At 52.3% G+C, this 22195-nt stretch carries 18 protein-coding genes and 1 pseudogene; 11 read left to right on the top strand and 8 right to left on the bottom strand.

The window, feature by feature from the left end:
- Positions 1 to 6: 6 nt before the first annotated feature.
- The 3 genes from fhuA to hrpB all read right to left on the bottom strand — a co-directional run bounded on the left by fhuA (position 7) and on the right by hrpB (position 7519).
- Positions 7 to 2241, bottom strand: a complete 2235-nt coding sequence (fhuA, locus tag AC0IWZ_RS02905; RefSeq protein ID WP_471678192.1) for a ferrichrome porin FhuA — start codon at positions 2239 to 2241, stop codon at positions 7 to 9.
- Between the two features lie 211 nt (positions 2242 to 2452).
- A complete protein-coding gene (gene mrcB / locus AC0IWZ_RS02900) occupies positions 2453 to 5008 on the bottom strand; it encodes a bifunctional glycosyl transferase/transpeptidase (RefSeq protein ID WP_034493459.1) in 2556 nt (851 codons plus the stop codon).
- A 78-nt stretch (positions 5009 to 5086) separates the two neighbouring features.
- A complete protein-coding gene (gene hrpB / locus AC0IWZ_RS02895) occupies positions 5087 to 7519 on the bottom strand; it encodes an ATP-dependent helicase HrpB (RefSeq protein WP_471678193.1) in 2433 nt (810 codons plus the stop codon).
- Between the two features lie 74 nt (positions 7520 to 7593).
- Between hrpB and thpR the strand changes: the two genes are divergently transcribed.
- The 9 genes and pseudogenes from thpR (at position 7594) to panD (ending at position 14561) form a co-directional block, all read left to right on the top strand.
- Positions 7594 to 8133: an RNA 2',3'-cyclic phosphodiesterase gene (gene thpR / locus AC0IWZ_RS02890; protein ID WP_471679093.1), complete on the top strand. Its 540-nt coding sequence runs from the start codon at positions 7594 to 7596 to the stop codon at positions 8131 to 8133.
- Positions 8134 to 8838, top strand: coding sequence for a DNA/RNA nuclease SfsA (gene sfsA / locus AC0IWZ_RS02885; RefSeq protein WP_034493444.1), 705 nt, complete (start codon positions 8134 to 8136; stop codon positions 8836 to 8838).
- A 188-nt stretch (positions 8839 to 9026) separates the two neighbouring features.
- Positions 9027 to 9482 carry an RNA polymerase-binding protein DksA gene (gene dksA / locus AC0IWZ_RS02880; protein WP_034493443.1) on the top strand — a complete coding sequence of 152 codons (456 nt, stop codon included), beginning with the start codon at positions 9027 to 9029 and terminating at the stop codon, positions 9480 to 9482.
- A gap of 70 nt (positions 9483 to 9552) precedes the next feature.
- Positions 9553 to 10448, top strand: a pseudogene (gene gluQRS, locus AC0IWZ_RS02875) (tRNA glutamyl-Q(34) synthetase GluQRS).
- A 56-nt stretch (positions 10449 to 10504) separates the two neighbouring features.
- Positions 10505 to 11902 carry a polynucleotide adenylyltransferase PcnB gene (pcnB, locus tag AC0IWZ_RS02870; RefSeq protein ID WP_210434936.1) on the top strand — a complete coding sequence of 466 codons (1398 nt, stop codon included), beginning with the start codon at positions 10505 to 10507 and terminating at the stop codon, positions 11900 to 11902.
- Positions 11899 to 12378 carry a 2-amino-4-hydroxy-6-hydroxymethyldihydropteridine diphosphokinase gene (gene folK / locus AC0IWZ_RS02865; protein WP_471678194.1) on the top strand — a complete coding sequence of 160 codons (480 nt, stop codon included), beginning with the start codon at positions 11899 to 11901 and terminating at the stop codon, positions 12376 to 12378. Before pcnB ends, folK begins: the two co-directional genes overlap by 4 nt.
- Positions 12379 to 12420: 42 nt before the next feature.
- Positions 12421 to 13215: a 3-methyl-2-oxobutanoate hydroxymethyltransferase gene (gene panB, locus AC0IWZ_RS02860; RefSeq protein ID WP_471678195.1), complete on the top strand. Its 795-nt coding sequence runs from the start codon at positions 12421 to 12423 to the stop codon at positions 13213 to 13215.
- 13 nt (positions 13216 to 13228) lie between these two features.
- Positions 13229 to 14083, top strand: a complete 855-nt coding sequence (gene panC / locus AC0IWZ_RS02855; RefSeq protein WP_471678196.1) for a pantoate--beta-alanine ligase — start codon at positions 13229 to 13231, stop codon at positions 14081 to 14083.
- A gap of 97 nt (positions 14084 to 14180) precedes the next feature.
- On the top strand, positions 14181 to 14561 hold the full coding sequence (gene panD / locus AC0IWZ_RS02850) for an aspartate 1-decarboxylase (RefSeq protein WP_034493438.1): 381 nt from the start codon (positions 14181 to 14183) through the stop codon (positions 14559 to 14561).
- Between the two features lie 79 nt (positions 14562 to 14640).
- On the opposite strand, the gene AC0IWZ_RS02845 is transcribed toward panD, so the two are convergent.
- The 4 genes from AC0IWZ_RS02845 to AC0IWZ_RS02830 form a co-directional block, all read right to left on the bottom strand.
- Positions 14641 to 15888, bottom strand: a complete 1248-nt coding sequence (locus tag AC0IWZ_RS02845; protein ID WP_471679094.1) for a polysaccharide deacetylase family protein — start codon at positions 15886 to 15888, stop codon at positions 14641 to 14643.
- Between the two features lie 83 nt (positions 15889 to 15971).
- Positions 15972 to 16403 carry a PTS sugar transporter subunit IIA domain-containing protein gene (locus tag AC0IWZ_RS02840; RefSeq protein WP_471678197.1) on the bottom strand — a complete coding sequence of 144 codons (432 nt, stop codon included), beginning with the start codon at positions 16401 to 16403 and terminating at the stop codon, positions 15972 to 15974.
- A 117-nt stretch (positions 16404 to 16520) separates the two neighbouring features.
- On the bottom strand, positions 16521 to 17291 hold the full coding sequence (locus AC0IWZ_RS02835; protein WP_034493435.1) for an ABC transporter permease: 771 nt from the start codon (positions 17289 to 17291) through the stop codon (positions 16521 to 16523).
- Positions 17288 to 18214, bottom strand: a complete 927-nt coding sequence (locus tag AC0IWZ_RS02830; RefSeq protein ID WP_034493432.1) for an ABC transporter ATP-binding protein — start codon at positions 18212 to 18214, stop codon at positions 17288 to 17290. The genes AC0IWZ_RS02835 and AC0IWZ_RS02830 overlap by 4 nt, the downstream gene beginning before the upstream one ends.
- Before the next feature lie 121 nt (positions 18215 to 18335).
- Here AC0IWZ_RS02830 and can point away from each other — a divergent pair, with 121 nt between their 5' ends.
- Positions 18336 to 19016, top strand: coding sequence for a carbonate dehydratase (gene can, locus AC0IWZ_RS02825; RefSeq protein ID WP_034493430.1), 681 nt, complete (start codon positions 18336 to 18338; stop codon positions 19014 to 19016).
- A gap of 52 nt (positions 19017 to 19068) precedes the next feature.
- Here the strand turns inward: can and hpt are convergent, their stop codons facing one another.
- Positions 19069 to 19605, bottom strand: coding sequence for a hypoxanthine phosphoribosyltransferase (hpt, locus tag AC0IWZ_RS02820; protein ID WP_034460899.1), 537 nt, complete (start codon positions 19603 to 19605; stop codon positions 19069 to 19071).
- Between the two features lie 160 nt (positions 19606 to 19765).
- On the opposite strand from hpt, the gene AC0IWZ_RS02815 reads away from it, so the two are divergent.
- Complete coding sequence (locus AC0IWZ_RS02815) at positions 19766 to 22177, top strand: glucose/quinate/shikimate family membrane-bound PQQ-dependent dehydrogenase (protein ID WP_471678198.1); 2412 nt, start codon at positions 19766 to 19768, stop codon at positions 22175 to 22177.
- Positions 22178 to 22195: the final 18 nt, after the last annotated feature.

Here is a 22195-nt window from a genome sequence, read left to right as displayed (position 1 = left end):
ATACACTTAGAAGCGGAATGTTGCAGTCGCAACAACCTGGCGCTCTGCGCCCCAGAAGCAACCATAGGTTTCAAAGCAGCTGGCAACGTATTCACGGTCAAGCAGGTTGTTCACGTTTACCGCAATGCTTGAACCATTCAGACCGAAACGACCGAGGTCATATTTGACCACTGCGTCCAGCACCGCTGCGCTACCGACTTTGAAGGTGTTAGCCGGATCGCCGTAGCTTGAACCAATGAAGCGGCCGCCCGTCCCCAGAGTCAGACCACTCAGCACGCCATCGTTGAAGGTGTAATCACCCCACAGCGAAGCCATGTGTTCTGGCACTTGCGCAGGCGTATTGCCTTGCAAAGTAGTGTCTTTGGTGTACTCCGCATCGGTATAGGTATAAGACGCGGTGACGTTGATGTTGGCATTGAGAGCGGCTTTCGCTTCCAGTTCCACACCACGCGCACGAACTTCACCCGCAGGAACCTGGTTGAAAGCATTCGTTGGGTCAGTCATCAGCGTATCAGACTTGGTCAGCTGATAGACCGCACCGGTAATCACCACCGGCATATCTTTCGGCACATACTTCACGCCCGCTTCGTATTGCTCACCTTTGGAAGGTTCATAAGCGACACGCGGCGTACTGTACAGGCTAAAGGCGTTAGGCTCGAAAGACTGGCTGTAGCTGATGTATGGTGAAATACCGTTATCAAACAGGTAGTTCACACCGCCACGCCAGGTAAATTGTTTGTCGTTACGCTCGATGTAACCGTTGTCGCTGCGCACTGTGGTCGCTTGCTTAGACCAGTCGTAACGGCCGCCCAGTGTAAGCACCCATTTGTCCCACTCAGCCTGATCCTGAACGTAAAGACCGGTTTGCTCGCTTTCGTTCATCTGATAAGGCACAGCTTCGCCGAAATCAACCGGTTCCATTGGCGGCAGATTATTCAAATCCAGCGGAGGAGCATTACCAAACAAGGCGCTGATATCGTTACGCATACGCGAGTAATCCACACCTGTTAACAGAGTGTGTTCAACCGCGCCAGTCGCGAAATTGCTTTGCAGTTGGGTATCAACGCTAAAGTTTTGCAGACGTTCTTTATCAACAACAGTGCCACGACCCAAATAATGCGCCTGCTGCTCTGGTGACATTGCCTGACAGTAAACGTTGAAGGCATTCATGCTGTTGTTACACAGCCCGGTGCCGTATGCGCTTTGCTGATCAACTTTCATCTCAGCGAAACGCAGGTTCTGACGCACGGTAAAGGTGTCGTTAAAGCCGTGTTCGAAGCTGTAACCGACCATTTTCTGGTTACGGGAATAGCTGTTGTTCGTGGCACCTTCATTGAAATCAGTTGGCAGGTGACCGCCGCCTGGCAGTGGTTCAACCGTCCCTTCTTTTGGCAACCAGCCGTAATAACCGGTTTCTGGTTCATTCTGGAAATAGGACAAGAAGGTGAAATTAGTCTTGTCATCCGGACGCCATGAGAAAGAAGGCGCGATAGCATAACGCTGCGATTCTGCACCCTGCTGCTGTTCGTTACCAGAACGCGCAACACCGGTAAGGCGGTAGGAATACACGCCATCGTCGTCCAGCGCGTCGCTGAAATCAAAACCCGTCTGGAACAGGCTGTCTGTGCCCATTTTGAACTGAACTTCATGAAGCGGTTCTGTGGTCGGGCGCTTGCTGACCATAGAAACGATACCGCCCGGGCTACTTTTTCCGTACAACACGGAAGTCGGGCCGCGCATCAGTTCTACACGTTCCAGCATATAAGGGTCGATGACAGCATCATTATAGAAATCGCCCTGCATTTTCAGGCCATCCAGATAGTTGTTCTGGTTCAGGCCAACAGAGGAAAAGCCACGAATGATAACGAAATCATAGGTGTTCGAAGCACCACGGCTGCTTACTGTCACGCCGGGGGTGTAACCTAAGGCTTCTTTCACCGACTGGAATTGATGCATCTGCATCTCTTCGTTGGTCACAACCGAAATAGACTGCGGCGTCTTTTCGATTGGGGTATCTGTTTTGGTCGCGGTCGCGCTGCGTTTAGCCGCGATAGTTGGTGACGGGCCCCACGCGCTTTCATCAGCCGCAGCGTTTGCGGAAACCGTGATGGTGTCTTCTTTAGTTGTTGTGTTGTCTGCTGCAAAACTTGATGCACTCACACCGCTCACGGTGGCCGCAACAAAAAATGCAAGTTTACGGAGAGAGGTGTTGACTGGTTGTCCAGTTCTTAAACGCGCCATTATGGTTTCTCTGATGAAGTGACGAATGATAACGTAAACGATAATTATTATTATGCCCGCAGAATAATAGACGAAACGGAAAGTGCATAGCAAGCAGATCACACCCCTAACGAGTGCGAGGGAATAATAATTAACCAGAGTAATTGCATGGACTTAACAAAAAAGAAAAGCCCCCGTTACAAACGGAGGCTTTTTCAGAATACAGCGAGGATTAGTTACCGCCGAACATGTCCTTAATCCACCCAGCAACGCCATCACTTTTTTCTGGCTGTTGCTGTGGTTGTTGTTGCTGTTGTTGCTGCGGCTGCTGCTGTTGAGGCTGCCCCTGCGACTGGCTAAACGGATTGTTGTTTTGCTCAGCCTGCTGGCTTTGCTGACACAAACCGTCTGGATTCGTCGTCCACACTGGCAACGTACGATCGCCACCACCGCCGCACTGGAAGTAACCCGCGCTATCCACACTCATATCGACAATATCTTCCGGTGGATTGAGCACCAACGGAATTGGCGTCTGGTTAGCAAGATAGCGCTGATACAACGACATCGCACCGCTTGCGCCATACAGCTTGGTCGGCTGGTTGTTATCACGCCCAACCCAGGTAATCGCCACTTCTTTGCCATCAATACCGGCAAACCAGGTATCGACGTTATCGTTGGTCGTCCCCGTTTTACCTGCCAGATGCAGGTTCGGATATTTGCCACCCAACGCACGCCCTGTACCGCGAGCCATAACCTGCTGCATGGTAAACAGCGTCATGTACGCCGCCTGAGGTGGAACAGCTTGTTCCGCCTGCGGGAAGCTTTGATACAACACGGTACCGTCTTCAGCAATCACCGAGCGTAACGCCGACAGCGTTGCGCGATTACCGCCGCTGGCAATGGTCTGGAACGCCTGAGCCACTTCGATTGGCGTCAGGTTCAGCGCCCCCAGCAACATAGCCGGAACCGGGTGCAACTGGTTCTGCGGCACGCCAAGTTTAACCCAGGTATCGGTTACCGCTGGCAAGCCCAGCGCCATACCCAGGTTGACGGTTGGCACGTTCATCGAACGCGTCAGCGCGTCCACGAGCATGACCTTGCCACTCTCACTGTAACGACGGTCATCGTTTTGCGGCGACCACACTTGCCCGTTTGGCTGTTTCAACGCGATTGGCGCATCGGCAATCCAGGTATTCAGTCGGTACGCATCCGGCTGGCTTAGAGCCGTCAGATACGTCGCTGGTTTCGCCAGAGAACCAATGGAACGACGCGCCTGCATCGCACGGTTAAAGCCTGCGAATTGCGTTTCTGCCCCGCCCACCATGGCACGAACTTCGCCGGTAGAGCGGTCAACAATCACCATGGCCGCTTCGAGATCTTTGAGCTTACGGGAGGCACGCAGTACCGGAACCCCTTCGCTCACCGCTTTTTCTGCCGCATCCTGGGAAACGGAGTCAAACGTAGTAAAGATCTTCACGCCAGACAGATCTTTAACTTTATCGCCAAGTTTTGTCTGGAGTTCGTTACGCACCATCTGCATAAACGCAGGCTGTGGCGAAATCACACCACCACGCGGTTGCACACCCAGCGGGCGAGCACTCAGCATGTCGTACAATTCCTGGTCGATCACCTTCTGCTCTTGCAGCAGGCGCAACACAAGGTTACGTCGTTCCAGCGCCAGTTTTGGGTTACGCCATGGGTTGTAAATCGACGCCCCTTTCACCATCCCCACCAGCAACGCTTGCTGGTCAAGGCTCAGTTCTTCAACCGGGCGACCGAAGTAGTACAGGCTCGCCAGTGGGAAGCCGCGAATTTCGTTATCGCCGCTCTGACCGAGATACACTTCGTTCAGGTACAGCTCAAGAATGCGATCTTTGCCGTAACGCGCATCCATGATCAGCGCCATGTACGCTTCGTTCGCTTTACGCCAGTAAGAGCGTTCGCTCGACAGGAACAGGTTCTTAACCAACTGCTGCGTCAGCGTACTCGCGCCCTGCACGGTACGACCGGCAGTGAGGTTAGCCAGCACCGCACGACCAATAGAGTAGAAGCTGATGCCATCGTGCTCATAGAAATGACGGTCTTCAGTGGCAATCAGGGTATCAACCAACAGCTCCGGGAAACCGGTGCGCGGCACAAACAGACGCTGCTCGCCATTCGGCGAAGACAACATAGTGATCAGGCGCGGATCCAGACGGAAGAAACCGAAGCTACGGTTGTTATCCATATTCTGGATAGAATCCAGATGGTCGCCATCAAACACCAGACGTGCGCGGATCTGCCCTTCTTTACTATCAGGGAAATCGAACGGACGACGGATCATCTCGATGCTATTGCCCTGCACCGTAAACTCACCAGGACGCGTCATTTTAGTTACCTGACGGTACTGAGTCGCTTCCAGTAGGTTGACCATCTCTTTTTTGCTGTACGGCATATCCGGCTCAAGGTTCACCATACGGCCATAAACTGCCGCCGGGAGCTGCCAGACTTTGCCATCAATGCGCGTGCGAATCTTCTGGTCAAGGTAGACGCCGTAAATCACAAACAGCACCACGAAGACCACAAACAGTTTTACTAAGAACCACAACCAGCGGCGCTTTTTACGTGGCGGACGGCCATTGCCGCTGCCTTTTCCTTTACGTGGCGGCATCGGTTCCTCGTCATCGTAATCATCGTCATAATCCGCGTCGTATTCCTCTTCCCGGACTCGACGACGGCTGACTTTCTCTTTTGCGGGACGTGAAGGTTTGCCTTTACGTCCAATAGGTTCGCGGTCATTCCCCGCCATTGCTTTCTCCACCAAAATAAGGCGCACGGCCTGATTTTCCTTTCTTTCGCTAAACGCAAAAGAGGAAATCTCTCAAAGTTATTGGTACTTTTTAGTGCGCCGCGTTGGCAGCGCATCTGCTGGCGAATCCGGCCAGACGTGCTTTGGATAACGTCCTTTCATCTCTTTTTGCACTTCCCGGTATGCACCGTTCCAGAATGCGGTTAAATCACGCGTTATCTGCAAAGGGCGCTGCGCCGGGGAGAGCAGTTCCAGAACCAACGGCACACGACCATCGGCAATCACCGGTGTTTGTGCCTCGCCAAACATTTCTTGCATACGAACCGCAAGAACAGGCGGGTTTTCATCGTCATAGCGAATCGCTATCTGGCTTCCGGTCGGCACAGTGTAATGAGTTGGCAGCGCACTATCCAGACGTACGCGCGCGTTCCAGTCGAGCAAGTTCTGTAACGCACGTGTGACATCAATGTTTTTTAATGCCCGCAGCGAGTGTACACCATGCAGTTCAGGTAATAACCAGCGATCTAGCGCTCCGAGCAAGGCGTTATCTGAAACTTCAGGCCATTGCAGTTCGGGCAGCCATTTTGCCGCACAGGCCAGACGTGTTCTGAACTGTTGCGCCTGAGACGACCAATTCAAAACGGCCAAACCTTTATCACGAATGCCGTTAAGCATCGCCTGATGCAGCTCGTCTTCGGATGGTTTTGCCAGTGGCTGAACTTTCAACACCAGTTTGCCAATTTGCGTGCGACGAAACGCTTTCAGCGTGCCTTGCGTTTCATCCCATTCCACGGAGTCGCTTTGGGTTAGCAGTGCCGGACACTGCGCCGCAAGCGCGTCGATGTCCAGAGGAATGGCCTGCAAAATACGGGCGTCGGGCGTATTGCTTCCCTGCAACAATAGCGGTGCTAATAGCCATTCGTAACGCGTTAACGGATCGTCCTGGTTGAGCATCGCCCCCATGCCGTTGGCTAACTGGTAACGACCATCCAGACCCCGACGGCGAGCGATTCTGTCGGGGAAAGCCTGCGCCATTAACTGTGCGGCAAGAGAGAAATCGGCTTCGCCGCCACGGCTGTTCAACCTTTTTAGCAATTGCCCGCTGCGCTGCTGCCAGTTTTCCTGACGACGGCTAAACGCGTTCCGCAAATCGCTATCCTGGCCTCGCGGAGGTTCTTCAAGAATCGCCGTCAGACGGGCAGCCGTTACCTGTTCATCTGCCGTTTTCGCATTGACTAACATGGCGGCAAAACGCGGGTCGTTACCGAGACTCGCCATTTTCTGGCCTGTGGGCGTGAGCCGGTTTTGCTCATCAAGCGCGTTGAGCTGGCGTAATAAAGTGCGTGCAGCCGCAATATTGGCGACAGGCGGCGTATCAAGCCACGTCAGTTGATTCAGGTCAGAGCAGCCCCATTGCAGTAAATCGAGCAGCAAACCGGAGAGGTCACTTTGCAGGATTTCCGGCTCGCTTTGAGTGCTCGCACGCTCAGCCTGCTCCGCGCTGATAAGATGCAAACAAATCCCTGGCTCCAGACGCCCTGCTCGCCCGGCACGCTGAATCATCGACGCCTGGCTAATGCGCTGAGTGACAAGGCGCGTTAACCCGGTGCGCACATCAAAACGAGCGACACGCTCTTGCGCGCAGTCCACGACCAGGCGAATGCCTTCGATGGTCAGACTGGTTTCGGCGATATTGGTCGCCAGCACCACTTTGCGCATGCCGTTCTGCGCAGGCAAAATCGCTTTGCGCTGCTCGCCCAAAGGCAATGCGCCGTATAACGGGCAAAGCTGAACATCGCTTGCGACGCGCTCTTGCAGTTGTTGCGCAACACGCTGAATTTCACTCACACCGGGCAAAAACAGCAACATCGAGCCTGACTCTTCACGCAGCAAATTCGCCACCGCTATGGCGACGGCTTCATCAAAACGTTGGTGAGTCGAAAGCGGGCTGTAGCGGCGTTCAACTGGAAATGCCCGCCCTTCAGAACTGATAACCGGCGCCTGAGGTAAACATTGCTGCAAGCGTGAGTTATCAAGCGTTGCCGACATAATCAGCAACTTGAGGTCATCACGTAACCCTTGTTGCACGTCGAGTAACAGCGCCAGCGCCAGATCGGCTTGCAGACTGCGTTCGTGGAATTCATCGAGGATAACCAGCGCCACCCCGGTGAGTTCAGGATCGTGCTGAATCATGCGCGTCAAAATACCTTCGGTCACGACTTCAAGCTGCGTATTTGGCCCAACACAGGTTTCGGCACGCATCCGATAGCCGACTGTTTCACCGGGCTTTTCACCCAATAATTCTGCCAGACGCTGTGCAACATTACGTGCCGCCAGGCGACGAGGTTCCAGCAGTAAAATGCGTCCACCTAAGTTTGCCTGCTGTAAAATCTGCAACGGCAACCAGGTTGATTTACCGGCACCCGTTGGCGCGCTCAGTAAAACCTGCGGCGCGTTTTGTAAGGCGTTAAGAATATCGGGTAGCACTGCGGCAACCGGTAATGACGACACAGACGGCTCCAAACGGGTATGATGCGAAGTTCGCTATTGTAGCATTACGACAAGACATTATTGAGAGAACCAATATGGCTGAGACTCGCCGTCTGTTTTTTGCCCTCGAGCTACCCAAAGAGGTGCAACAACAGATTATCCACTGGCGCGCCACACAGTTCCCTGAAGATACCGGACGCGCGGTGGCCGCCGAAAACTTGCATCTGACGCTGGCCTTTTTGGGTGATATCAGCGCGGATAAACAAAAAGCGTTGAGCCAACTCGCCGGGCGCATTCGACAGAAAGGTTTTACCCTGGCGATAGACGATGCCGGGCAATGGCTGCGCTCAAACGTTGTGTGGATTGGCCCACGTCACGCACCTTTAGGATTAATTCAACTGGCGAATATGTTACGTTCCCAGGCGGCGCGTAATGGCTGTTACCAAAGCCCGCAGCCGTTTCATCCGCATATCACGCTTTATCGCAACACGCCGCGAGCGGTCACCATCCCACCCCCTAATTTTCGCTGGCAGTTTAAGGTCGATGAATTTGCCCTGTATGAGTCTGTATTCAGACAGGGCCGCACTCGTTACCAGGAATTACAACGCTGGACACTAAGTAATAAGGAAGAGTGAATGGAATTTACCCCGCCGTTGCAGCAGGCCACGCTGATCAAACGATACAAACGTTTTCTGGCCGATGTGGTGACTCCGTCTGGTGAAGAGTTGACGCTCCATTGCCCAAACACCGGGGCAATGACCGGCTGTGCAACGCCCGGCGACACTGTTTGGTATTCCACGTCTGATAGCCCGACACGTAAATATCCTCACACCTGGGAAATCACGCAGACGCAAAATGGTGAGTTTATTTGTGTGAATACGTTACGTGCCAATACCGTGGTGAAAGAAGCGTTGAATGCAGAAAGCATTTCAGAATTAATGGGCTATACAGCAATTAAAAGTGAAGTAAAGTACGGCGCTGAACGCAGCCGCATTGATTTTATGTTACAAGCAGATTGCAAGGTTAACTGCTATATTGAAGTGAAATCAGTCACGTTATCACAACAAGGATGTGGCTATTTCCCAGACGCTGTCAGCCTTCGTGGCCAGAAGCATTTGCGGGAATTGATGAGCGTGGTTTTGCAGGGCGAACGCGCGGTATTGCTGTTTGCAGTATTGCATTCTGCTATCACTCAAGTTTCCCCGGCACGCCACATCGACGCAAAATACGCGCAACTGTTATACGAGGCGCAACAGTGCGGAGTTGAAATAATTGCTTATAAGGCCGAACTTTCTGCCCGAGGGCTTACTCTAATTTCGCCGTTGCCTGTCTGTTTATAATTTCTTAATAAAGAGCAGTTAACGTTTGTCTGTTTTGTGTGCTGGCGGTTCGCGTAAATACGCTTTTCTTCACAGGGTTGTCAAGAGAGGAATTTATATAATTGCCATCCTGAAAAGCATCTGCTATTTATAGCGGCCTGATTTTCCCCCGAACAGGGGACCGATAGTGCGTGTTAAGGAGAAACAACATGCAAGAAGGGCAAAAGCGTAAAACATCGTCCCTGAGTATCCTCGCCATCGCTGGGGTGGAGCCATATCAGGAGAAAGCGGGCGAAGAGTATATGAACGAAGCCCAGCTGTCGCACTTCAAGCTTATTCTTGAAGCCTGGCGTAGCCAACTTATGGATGAAGTTGATCGCACGGTGACGCATATGCAAGACGAAGCAGCAAACTTCCCGGACCCGGTAGACCGTGCAGCCCAGGAAGAAGAGTTCAGCCTCGAACTGCGTAACCGTGACAGGGAACGTAAACTGATCAAGAAAATCGAGAAGACTCTCAAGAAAGTAGAAGACGAAGATTTCGGCTACTGCGAATCTTGTGGCGTTGAAATCGGCATCCGCCGCCTCGAAGCTCGCCCGACAGCTGATTTGTGCATTGATTGCAAAACGTTGGCAGAAATCCGCGAAAAACAAATGGCTGGCTAACAGCTCGCGATTTCATCACTTTCAAAGGCGGGAGTCTCTCCCGCCTTATTCATTTCTAGCTCCCTGAAAAATGACCACATCTCACTACATCGGGCGCTTTGCACCCTCGCCTTCGGGTGAACTCCACTTCGGTTCGTTGATTGCCGCACTCGGCAGTTACCTGCAAGCTCGCTCTCAACACGGCCAGTGGCTGGTGCGTATCGAAGATATCGACCCGCCGCGCGAAGTGCCTGGAGCCGCGACCACCATATTGCAGCAATTAGACCATTACGGTTTGCATTGGGATGGCGAGGTTTTATGGCAATCACAACGCCATGAGGCTTATCGTGAAGCCCTTTCGTTTTTACAAAAACAAGGTTTGAGTTATTACTGCACCTGTACTCGCAGCCGAATTCAACAAATCGGCGGGTTTTACGATGGCCATTGCCGCACGCTAAATCACGGGTCAGATAATGCGGCACTGCGTTTTGTGCAACGCCATCCGGTATTAAGTTTTGAAGATAAACTATACGGAACGTTAATTGCTGATGAATCCCTGGCGCGTGAAGATTTTATCATTCACCGTCGTGATGGGTTATTTGCGTATAATCTTGCTGTAGTGGTGGATGATAATTTCCAGGGCGTGAGCGAAATTGTGCGCGGTGCCGATTTAATTGAGCCAACCGTTCGACAAATTTCGCTGTATCAACAATTTGGCTGGAAGGTTCCAGATTACGTTCATTTGCCTTTGGTGCTTAATGAACATGGTGCAAAATTATCGAAGCAAAATCACGCGCCAGCCCTTCCACAAGGCGATCCGCGTCCCGTAATCCATGCTGCGCTAACATTTTTGAATCAGCCGGAAATCGCTCATTGGCAAGATTTGACGTTGAGTGAGTTACTCACTCAAGCGGTACAAACCTGGTCGCTGAAAGCCATTGTGCCAGGCTCGTCGTGAATACGTCGTTCTCAAATGCCACACACTGAGCTATGATTAGCCGCTGTTTTTTTTGTCCCTATGATTGACACTGCCGAGGTGTACTATTTTTACCCGAGTCGCTAATTTTTGCCGCAAGGTGCTTAACCGCGATGATGTCGTGGTCGAGGAGAATGAAGATCTCCCGCTAATCACGGTAATTCCGCGTGACCAGCACGCTCTGTCCCGCAAAGATATCAGTGAAAATGCCCTCAAGGTGCTCTATCGTCTGAACAAAGCAGGCTATGAGGCTTACCTCGTGGGTGGTGGTGTTCGTGACCTTTTGCTTGGCAAACGCCCGAAAGACTTTGACGTCACCACCAGCGCAACACCGGATCAGGTTCGTAAACTGTTCCGCAACTGCCGCCTGGTTGGCCGCCGCTTCCGTCTGGCTCACGTCATGTTTGGGCCGGAAATCATTGAAGTCGCCACTTTCCGTGGGCACCACGAAGAGCAGAAGTCTGATAAACAGACTTCCCAGACCGGCCAGAACGGTATGCTGCTGCGCGACAACATCTTTGGTTCTATCGAAGAAGATGCCCAGCGCCGCGATTTCACTATCAATAGCCTCTATTACAGCGTGGCTGATTTCTCAGTGCGTGATTATGTCGGTGGCCTGCGTGATTTACGCAACGGCGTTATCCGCTTAATTGGCGACCCTGAAACCCGCTATCGCGAAGACCCGGTGCGTATGCTGCGTGCTGTGCGTTTCGCCGCCAAGCTGAATATGACGATTAGCCCGGAAACCGGTGAGCCGATTCCGCGTTTAGCTACCCTGATTAATGACGTGCCCCCTGCCCGCTTGTTTGAAGAATCCCTGAAACTTCTGCAAGCTGGCCACGGTTACGCGACCTACGAATTACTGCGCGAATACCAGTTGTTCCAGCCGTTATTCCCATCCATCACCCGCTACTTTACCGAGCAGGGTGACAGCCCGATGGAACGCATGATCGACCAGGTGCTGAAGAACACCGATAACCGTATTCATAACGATATGCGCGTTAATCCGGCCTTCTTGTTCTCTGCCATGTTCTGGTATCCGCAGCTTGAGATGGCTCAGAAGCTGACTCAGGAAAGCGGCCTTGCTTATATGGACGCATTCGCACTGGCAATGAATGAAGTGCTGGATGAAGCCTGCCGTGCGCTGGCGATTCCAAAACGCATTACCACACTGGTGCGTGATATCTGGGGCTTGCAACTTCGCCTGTCGCGCCGCCAGGGCAAACGCGCATGGAAACTGATGGAGCATCCTAAGTTCCGTGCGGCGTACGATTTACTGGCGCTGCGTGCAGAAGTAGAAAATAACCAGGAATTACAACGCCTGACCAAGTGGTGGGGTGAATTCCAGGTCGCGGCTCCTCCTGCGCAAAAAGATATGCTCGATGTGTTAGGTGATGAGCCAGCCGTCCGCCGCCGTCATCGTCGCCCGCGTAAGCGTGCACCACGCAGCGGTGGAAGTGCATGACGCTTGCGTACATCGCGCTAGGCAGCAACCAGGCGTCTCCGCTTGAGCAAGTGACTCACGCGCTTGACGCCATTGCAACCATTCCGCAAAGCCGGGTGGTTGCGATTTCCTCTTTCTACCGCACCCCGCCACTCGGCCCGCAAGACCAACCTGATTACTTAAATGCTGCCGTCGCTCTGGAAACTGAACTGTCTGCGGAAGACTTACTGACTCATACTCAACGTATTGAGTTAGAGCATGGTCGTGTGCGCAAAGCAGAACGTTGGGGGCCGCGTACGCTCGATCTCGATATTATGCTGTTCGGTAATCTGACTATCGCAACACCTACGCTTACCGTGCCGCATTACGATATGAAAAACCGCGCATTTATGCTGGTTCCGCTGCTGGAAATTGCGCCTGATTGCGCGTTCCCTGGTGGACAGCGCGTGGCTGACGTTTTAAAACACCTCTCCCAGGATGGGATTAGTTTTTGGTAACCAGGGACGTGTTCATTTAATTAATATCATTCCGGGACTGCCATGAAACCAACCACTATGTCTCAGTTGCGCCAGTGGAAACAGGCTCAACGCAAATTCGCGACAATCACCGCCTACGATTTCAGCTTTGCAAAACTGTTTGCCGATGAAGGCATTGGCGTGCTGCTGGTTGGCGATTCATTAGGGATGACCGTTCAGGGCCACGACTCCACTCTGCCCGTCACCGTCGAAGATATTGCCTACCACACACGCGCCGTGCGCCGTGGTGCGCCAAATTGCCTGCTGCTGGCCGATCTGCCGTTTATGTCTTACGCCACGCCTGAACAAACCTTTGCCAACTCCGCCGAACTGATGCGCGCCGGTGCCAATATGGTCAAGCTTGAAGGCGGTCGTTGGCTGGCTGACACTGTCAAAATGCTGACCGAGCGTGCCGTTCCCGTTTGCGGACATTTGGGTCTGACGCCGCAATCGGTCAACATCTTCGGTGGCTATAAAATTCAGGGGCGTGATGAAGCCGCTGCGCAAACGCTGTTTGATGACGCCGTTGCTCTCGAAGCCGCAGGTGCACAATTGTTAGTGCTTGAGTGTGTGCCGGTCGCACTGGCGAAACGCATCACCGAGGCGCTGACCATTCCGGTTATCGGCATCGGTGCAGGCAATGTCACTGACGGGCAGATTCTGGTGATGCATGATGCATTTGGCATTACCGGCGGCCATATTCCAAAGTTTGCGAAGAACTTTCTCACCGGAACCGGTGATATGCGCGCTGCGGTGCGACAGTACATTTCCGAAGTTGAGTCCGGCACCTATCCAGGTGAAGAACACAGTTTCCACTGACAGGAGAAGGGTTGTGTTGATTATCGAAACCATACCGCTGTTACGTCAGCAAATTCGCCGCTGGCGCCAGGAAGGCAAACGCATCGCGCTGGTGCCGACGATGGGCAACCTGCACGACGGGCATATGAAGCTGGTCGATGATGCCAAAAGCCGCGCCGATGTGGTGGTCACCACTATTTTTGTTAATCCGATGCAGTTTGACCGTCCGGATGATTTAACCCGGTATCCGCGCACCTTGCAGGAAGATTGCGAAAAGCTCAATCGTCGCAAAGTGGATTTGGTATTTGCACCTGCTCCTGCCGATATTTACCCGCAAGGCCTGGATTCTCAGACCTTTGTCGAAGTGCCTGGCCTTTCGACAATGCTTGAAGGCGCAAGCCGCCCTGGGCATTTCCGTGGCGTTTCGACCATCGTCAGCAAGCTGTTTAATATGGTGCAGCCTGACATCGCTTGCTTCGGCGAAAAAGACTTCCAGCAAGTCGCCGTGATTCGCAAAATGGTGACGGACATGGGCTACGACATTGAAATCATCGGTGTACCCACGGTGCGTGCAAAAGACGGCCTGGCGCTGAGTTCACGTAATGGCTATCTGACCGCCGAGCAGCGCAAAATCGCGCCGGGTTTGCATAAGGTGATGCAAACACTTGCCGATAAACTGCGTGCCGGTGAACGTGATACCGAAGAGATGCTGGCGATCGCCGCAACCGAGCTTAACGAAAAAGGTTTCCGTTCTGACGACCTGCAAATTCGCGATGCCGATACCCTGCTGGAGCTGAATGTTGAGAGCAAACGCGCGGTTGTGCTTATGGCCGCGTGGCTGGGCCAGGCGCGTTTGATTGATAATATTCAGGTCGAGCTGGCGCAGTAGACAGCGTCATAAAATCGGGCAATACTGCCCGACTAAATTCCGGTGGCAAGCATTCTGGCTTGCTGCTTACGTAACTCTAGTGATGAAGGTTTAAGCTATGATACGCACCATGCTGCAAGGCAAACTTCACCGTGTCAAAGTGACGCAGGCGGATTTGCACTATGAAGGCTCCTGCGCCATCGATCAGGACTTCCTTGAGGCGGCAGGCATTCTGGAATATGAAGCCATTGATATTTATAACGTCACCAACGGTAAGCGTTTTTCAACTTACGCTATTGCTGGCGAACGTGGTTCTAAAATCATTTCGGTAAATGGCGCAGCGGCACATTGTGCCGATGTTGGTGACATTCTGATTATCGCGACTTACGTCACCATGCCGGATGAGCAAGCGCGTAGCTGGCAGCCAAAAGTGGCCTATTTCGATGGCGATAACGAAATGAAACGCCTGGCGAAAGCCGTACCGGTTCAGGTGGCGTAATCGGCGTCAAAACGCCCTCACCCTGGCCCTCTCCCTCAGGGAGAGGGCCAGGGTGAGGGCCGGGATGAGGGCGTTACCTTTATTTCGTCTCGTTACTAATCAACCGCGACATCGTTTCCAGCGAATCAGTACGCAGAATATAAAGCCGTTTTAGCAAAAACGGATTATCTCCCGGTTTCACCTTCCCGCGCACCGTTGTCACCGCCATATGGAAACCCGCATCATTCGCGGCTTGTACCGCTTTATCGTTGTAGCCGCCAAACGGATACGACAGGTATAAAACATGCGGATTAAACTGGGCCAGCGCGCGTCTTGAATGCTCAAAATCGAGCAGAATATTGCGATAGGTTCGGCGTAGAAGTGTCGGCTGGCGGTTGGCGTCAACGCGATGCAAAAAATGCGTATGCGACTGGATATCAAACACATCCTGACTGGCCTGCAATTCCGAGAGGCTCATAAATTGCAGCGATTTTGGATTCCAGGGTTGCGGGTGCGCTTTTATGCGCGACGAGATAATAAAGGACGTCGCTTTAAAGCCGTACTCTTTAAGAATCGGGTAAGCGTAGCGATAAACCGATTTCAGGCCATCATCAAACGTAATCACCACCGCCCGCGCTGGCAGGTTCATACGGTTACGCACATAGCCTTCAAGCTGGTACATCGTGAGCGTGGTGTAACCCGTATCGCGCAGCCAGGTCATTTGGTTGCTGAATGCAACAACCGAGGTAGTGGTTGAGGTATGACGGAAGCGGGTGTTCTCTTCATCGCGCAAGATGTGGTGATAGGTCAGCACTGGAATGCCGTTATCGGGCTGCGCATCAAGGCTGCTGACATACCCCAGACGGTTGCCAATTCGGATTTGAAACCAGGTCTGGTTCAACCTGTCTTTCAGTTTAGCAATAATCGGGTAACGCAAATTATCTGCCAGCGTGCCAAACGGTGCGCTGCCGTTGTCGGGCGCGTTGTATACGGTGACATCGCGGAAAGTGACCAGATTTTGATTACTGAGTGGCTTGTTCAAATCACCCAGTCGGTCTTCGACGCGCTGTTTACCCGTCACCGGTTCCAGATGGGTTTTATCAATAAAACCGGTACCAAAACCGAAACTAAACTCATAATAATCCGCGGCAATTGGCACGACGGCCAGTATCTGCCCTTCCTCAATTGTGCCAACAGAAATAACTTTGTCCCCAACCTGCGCCCAGATATCGGCGTCTTCGGTGGTCTGCATGTATTGCGCGGGGGTGTGATGGCTGCTGAGCAGGCTGGCATTCGCACTGCTGCCACAAATTAGCATCAACACGGAAAAAAGAAGGCGAGTTAGCATAACGAGTTTGATTGCACTGAGTGTTTCAATGGCGGAAAGAGTCGCCATTCTAACAAAAGCTCACTCAATACCAACCTCTCAAATCAATATTGGTGGAGTAGGACGAACGGGGGATTCTTTTGTTGTTGATGCCAAAGACTGGTGATATCACCGCCACCCTGCTCAACAATGCGGTCGCGAAATTGTTCGCTGGTTAGCGTTTCGCGCTGGGCGCGCATCGCAAATAACGTGGGAAGCGTGACGCCAGAAATCACCTCGCAATGAGAATGTTGGTGGCTCATCAGTGCCGCAGTACGGTATGGCGCCGCACCGGTTTGATCGGTCAGAAAAACAACGCCGTCGCCAGAATCGCAGTTATACAACGCATCGCACATCATCCGGCTCAGCATATTGGTGCTCAGCCCTTTCCAGTAATTCACCGCGCAGCATTGCGGCTGTGGGCCAAAGCGTCGCTCGATTGCATCCAGCATATCCTGAGCATAGTAGTCATGACCGGCAATAACCCAACCTAACATGGCGTTCTCCTTTTCGCAGAGCGCAAGTGTGCCAGAGCGAAAAGTAAGCTCCCTGATGCTAATCAAAACTGAGTAAGAAAATTCTTCGATAACCCCCCATTTCGGGGGGTATAGATGTTAGCTGCGCAGGCCGCGACCGCGTTGAATCAGATACCAGCACAGAATGTAGAAGGCCAGGATAAAGCCCACCAGCACCGCAACGGTAAACAACAGCGGCACGTCATTGATGCCGAGGAAACCATAACGGAAGCCGCTAATCATATACACCACCGGGTTAAGGTGAGACAGCGCTTTCCAGAAAGGTGGCAGCAATGAAAGAGAGTAGAACACGCCGCCTAAATAGGTCAGCGGAGTCAGCACGAAGGTGGGAATCAGGCTGATGTCGTCAAAGGTTTTGGCAAACACGGCGTTAAGCAAACCGGCCAGCGAGAACAAAATGGCGGTCAGTAACAGCGTCAACGCGACAAACAGCCACGAGTGAACCTGGAATGGCACGAAGAACAATGAAACAGCCGTCACCAGAATGCCGACACACAGGCCACGCGCCACACCACCGCCAACGTAGCCCGCGATGATAATATGCGTTGGAACCGGAGCCACCAGCAACTCTTCAATATTGCGCTGGAATTTGGCGCTAAAGAATGAAGAAGCCACGTTGGCATAAGAGTTGGTGATCACCGCCATCATGATCAGACCCGGCACGATAAATTGCATGTAGGTGAAACCATGCATGGAGCCGATCTGCGAGCCAATCAGATTACCAAAGATAATAAAATACAACGTCATGGTGATAACTGGCGGCACTAAAGTTTGAATCCAGATACGCGTAAAACGGTGAATTTCTTTGGTCCAGATACTTTTTAACGCGACCCAATAGAGATGCATCATGCCTTTCCTCCTTTCGGGCCGTTAACCAGCGTGACGAACAACTCTTCCAGACGGTTAGCTTTGTTACGCATACTTAACACCTGAACTCCCTGCGAGCTTAACTGGCTGAATACGCTATTAATCCCTTGCTCACGCAGCACTTCCACTTCAAGTGTTGAGGTGTCCACCAGGCGATACTGGTAGCCATCGAGTTTTGGCAACGGGCTTTTCGGCGCAAGATCGAGAATAAACGTTTCTGATTTCAGCTTTGAAAGTAATGACTTCATCGAGGTGTTTTCTACCAGCTCGCCGTTTTGAATAATACCGATATTGCGGCACAGCATTTCTGCTTCTTCAAGATAGTGAGTGGTCAGAATTATGGTGGTGCCTTTATCATTCAGATCCTTCAGGAAGCCCCACATCGAGCGGCGAAGTTCGATATCAACACCCGCAGTTGGCTCATCGAGGATCAGCAGTTTTGGCTCGTGCATTAAGGCGCGGGCAATCATCAAACGGCGCTTCATGCCGCCGGATAACATACGCGCACGTTCGTTGCGTTTTTCCCACAGATCGAGCTGTTTCAGGTACTTTTCGCTACGCGCGATGGCATCCGCACGTTCGACGCCGTAATAACCCGCCTGATGCACCACAATTTGCTGCACGGTTTCAAACGGGTTGAAGTTAAATTCTTGTGGCACCAGTCCGAGCTGACGTTTAGCGTTAACCACGTCTTTTTCCAGGTCGTAACCAAACACACGAACCCGGCCAGAAGTTTTGTTAACCAGCGAACTGATGATACCGATGGTGGTGGATTTCCCTGCGCCATTGGGCCCCAGCAGCGCATAAAAATCACCTGCTTCAACACGAAGATCTATGCCACGCAGCGCCTGAACACCGCCGGGATAGGTTTTCGTTAACTGTTCCAGTTCTAATGCAATTGTCATGGATATACGGTTACCTTGTCCGGTACAAAAAAGTTAAGCTGTTTAAAAATTATTTCAGTTGCACTATCAGTTGCCCTATATTACCTCAACGCACTTCTTCCGTTACAGGTTGTTAACTTCCATGAAAGACATAGATACCCTCATCAGCAATAACCAGGTCTGGTCAAAACTGATGGAGGACGAAGACCCGGGCTTTTTCGAACGTTTGTCTCAAGCCCAAAAGCCTCGCTTCTTATGGATTGGCTGTTCTGATAGTCGTGTACCCGCAGAGCGTCTGACCGGGCTTGAGCCTGGCGAGTTGTTTGTTCACCGTAATGTCGCAAACCTGGTTATTCATACGGACTTGAATTGCCTTTCCGTTGTGCAGTATGCGGTTGATGTTCTTGAAGTTGAACACATTATTATTTGCGGTCACTACGGATGTGGCGGTGTACAAGCGGCGGTTGAGAACCCGGACTTAGGGCTTATCAACAACTGGTTGCTGCACATTCGCGATATCTGGTTCAAGCATAGCTCGCTGCTGGGAGAACTCCCACCGGAGCAGCGCCTGGACACACTTTGCGAGCTGAATGTGATGGAACAGGTTTATAACCTCGGTCATTCCACCATTATGCAGTCCGCGTGGAAACGCGGGCAAAAAGTGACAGTTCACGGTTGGGCTTACGGTATTCACGATGGTCGCCTGCGCGATTTAGAAGTCACCGCTACCAGCCGTGAATCGCTGGAGCAAGGTTACCGCAGCGGGATTTCAAACCTGCAAAACTCCCATATCAGCCATAAGAATAGAACACCTTCGCAGTAAGTCAGATAGCAAAAAGGGCCTTAATGGCCCTTTTTTAATGGATGCTATCGACTTATTCGTCCAGCAGAACCACTTTGCCGACGTACGGCAGATGGCGATAACGCTGAGCGTAATCAATACCATAACCCACTACGAACTCGTCAGGAATGGCGAAACCAACCCACTCCACGTTCACGTCTACTTCGCGGCGTTCCGGTTTATCCAGCAGCGTACAAATAGCCAGTGATTTTGGCTCACGCAGGCTCAGGATCTCACGCACTTTGCTCAAGGTATTACCGGAGTCGATAATATCTTCGACGATCAGCACGTCTTTACCGCGAATATCCTCATCAAGGTCTTTCAGGATTTTCACATCACGGGTGGTAGACATGCCGCTGCCGTAACTCGATGCGGTCATAAAATCGACTTCGTGGGGCACTTGCACTTCACGGCACAAATCCGCCATGAACATAAATGAGCCACGCAGCAGGCCAACCAGCACCATATCACTACCGCTATCACGATAATGTTCAGTGATCTCACGACCCAGTTCAGCGATACGGGCTTTGATCTCCGCTTCGGGGATCATCACTTCAACAGTATGTTTCATAGTTATAACCATATGATTTAAAAATAAATCATTCGATGTCGGTCAAATATCAGCCAACACAAAATATTCAGGCCAGCAGTATAACAGCAAAACCCATTCCCGTGCCCAATTGGTAAAAAAGCCATTTATGTGATGAATATCACACTTGTTAATAACTATAATGAATTGCTATCAAACTTTTAAGAGCGTGATAATTGTGAAAACAAATAACAGTGGTTCGCGAGTCATCGCAACCTTAACAGTCCTGTTTGCGGTACTGAGCGGACTGTATTTATTAATTGGCGGGATATGGTTAGTGGCAATTGGTGGGTCCTGGTACTACCCAATTGCAGGCGCGGTGATGCTCATCACCGCATGGTTACTTTGGCAACGTAAAGCTCTGGCACTTTGGATTTATGCCGTATTACTGCTTTGCACCGTCGCGTGGTCTGTCTGGGAAGTCGGTTTCGATTTCTGGGCATTAACCCCGCGTTTAGACGTTCTGTTCTTCTTCGGCGTGTGGCTACTGCTGCCGTTTGTGTACCGTCAGCTGATTAAGCCATCAGCGGGTGCGGCTCCGGCATTGGGCGCGGTATTAGTCATCACCGTGATTGGGCTGGTCTGGGCGGTATTTAACGACCCGCAAGAGATCAACGGCACGCTCAGTGCTGATGCTCAAACGCCTCCGGCGGCGAGCGCCACCATTCCGGATGCCGACTGGCCTGCGTATGGTCGCAACCAGGAAGGCCAACGCTACTCCCCTTTAAAGCAGATCAACGATAAAAACGTCGGTGAGCTTAAAGAAGCGTGGACCTTCCAGACCGGTGATGTGAAGCGCCCTACCGATCCGGGTGAAATCACGAACGAAGTGACCCCGATTAAAATCCGCGACACGCTGTACCTGTGTACTGCGCACCAGCAATTATTTGCACTGGATGCCGCCACCGGTAAGCAGAAGTGGAAGTTCGATCCGCGTCTGGATACCAACCCTTCGTTCCAGCACGTGACCTGCCGTGGCGTTTCTTATCACGAAGCGACAGCGGCTAACTCAAGCCCGGATTTGGTTTCAGACTGCCCACGTCGAATCATTCTTCCGGTGAATGATGGCCGCCTGTTTGCGATTAATGCCGATAACGGTCAGCTGTGCGAAAGCTTTGCTAACAAAGGCATTCTGAATCTGCAAACCAACATGCCGGTCACCACGCCGGGTATGTATGAGCCGACTTCGCCGCCAATCATCACCGATAAAGTGATCGTGATTGCAGGTGCTGTGACGGATAACTACTCGACGCGCGAGCCGTCTGGTGTGATTCGTGGCTTTGATGTGAACAGCGGCAAGCTGCTGTGGGCATTCGACCCGGGTGCGAAAGACCCGAATACCGTTCCGGGCGATGAACACCACTTCACCATTAACTCGCCAAACTCCTGGGCACCTGCGGCCTACGACGCGAAGCTTGATTTGGTGTACCTGCCGATGGGTGTTACCACGCCAGATATCTGGGGCGGGAACCGCACACCGGAACAGGAGCGTTATGCCAGCAGCATTCTGGCGCTGAACGCCACCACCGGCAAACTGGCCTGGTCTTATCAAACAGTTCACCATGACTTGTGGGATATGGACATGCCATCGCAGCCAACGCTTGCGGATATTACCGTTAAAGGCGAAACCGTTCCGGTTATCTACGCGCCTGCGAAAACCGGTAATATTTTTGTGCTCGACCGCCGTGACGGCAAACTGGTGGTTCCAGCTCCGGAAAAACCAGTGCCACAAGGTGCTGCAAAAGGCGATTACGTGACGCCAACTCAGCCGTTCTCGGATTTGAGTTTCCGTCCGAAGAAAGACCTGAGCGGTGCGGATATGTGGGGTGCCACGCTGTACGACCAGATGGTCTGCCGCATTATCTTCCACAAGCTGCGCTATGAAGGCATTTTCACACCACCGTCTGAGCAAGGCACACTTGTGTTCCCAGGTAACCTGGGGATGTTCGAATGGGGTGGGATTTCGGTTGACCCGAATCGTCAGGTTGCGATTGCCAACCCAATGGCGCTGCCGTTTGTTTCCAGGCTGATGCCTCGCGGCCCTGGCAACCCGATGGAGCCGCCGAAAGATGCCAAGGGTTCAGGCACTGAAACGGGCATCCAGCCACAGTACGGCGTACCATATGGCGTGACGCTGAATCCGTTCCTCTCTCCGTTTGGTTTGCCGTGTAAGCAACCGGCATGGGGCTACATTTCTGCGGTAGATTTGAAAACCAACGAAGTGGTGTGGAAGAAACGTATCGGTACTGTTCGCGACAGCTCACCGCTCCCACTGCCGTTTAAAATGGGGATGCCGATGCTTGGCGGCCCAATTTCTACCGCCGGGAACGTGTTGTTTATTGGCGCAACCGCAGATAACTACCTGCGTGCGTACAATATGAGCAACGGTGACAAGCTGTGGGAAGCACGTCTGCCAGCTGGTGGACAGGCAACGCCGATGACTTATGAAGTGAATGGCAAACAGTACGTGGTCATTTCTGCGGGCGGCCATGGTTCGTTTGGAACGAAGATGGGCGATTACATCGTCGCTTACGCTTTGCCGGACGCGAAGTAATTTAGTGGGTTACGCCCT

It is taken from the genome of Buttiauxella sp. AC142, from assembly GCF_979253435.1.
Note: the sequence above shows the minus strand (reverse complement) of the source record. Positions and strands in the feature narration are given on the sequence as shown.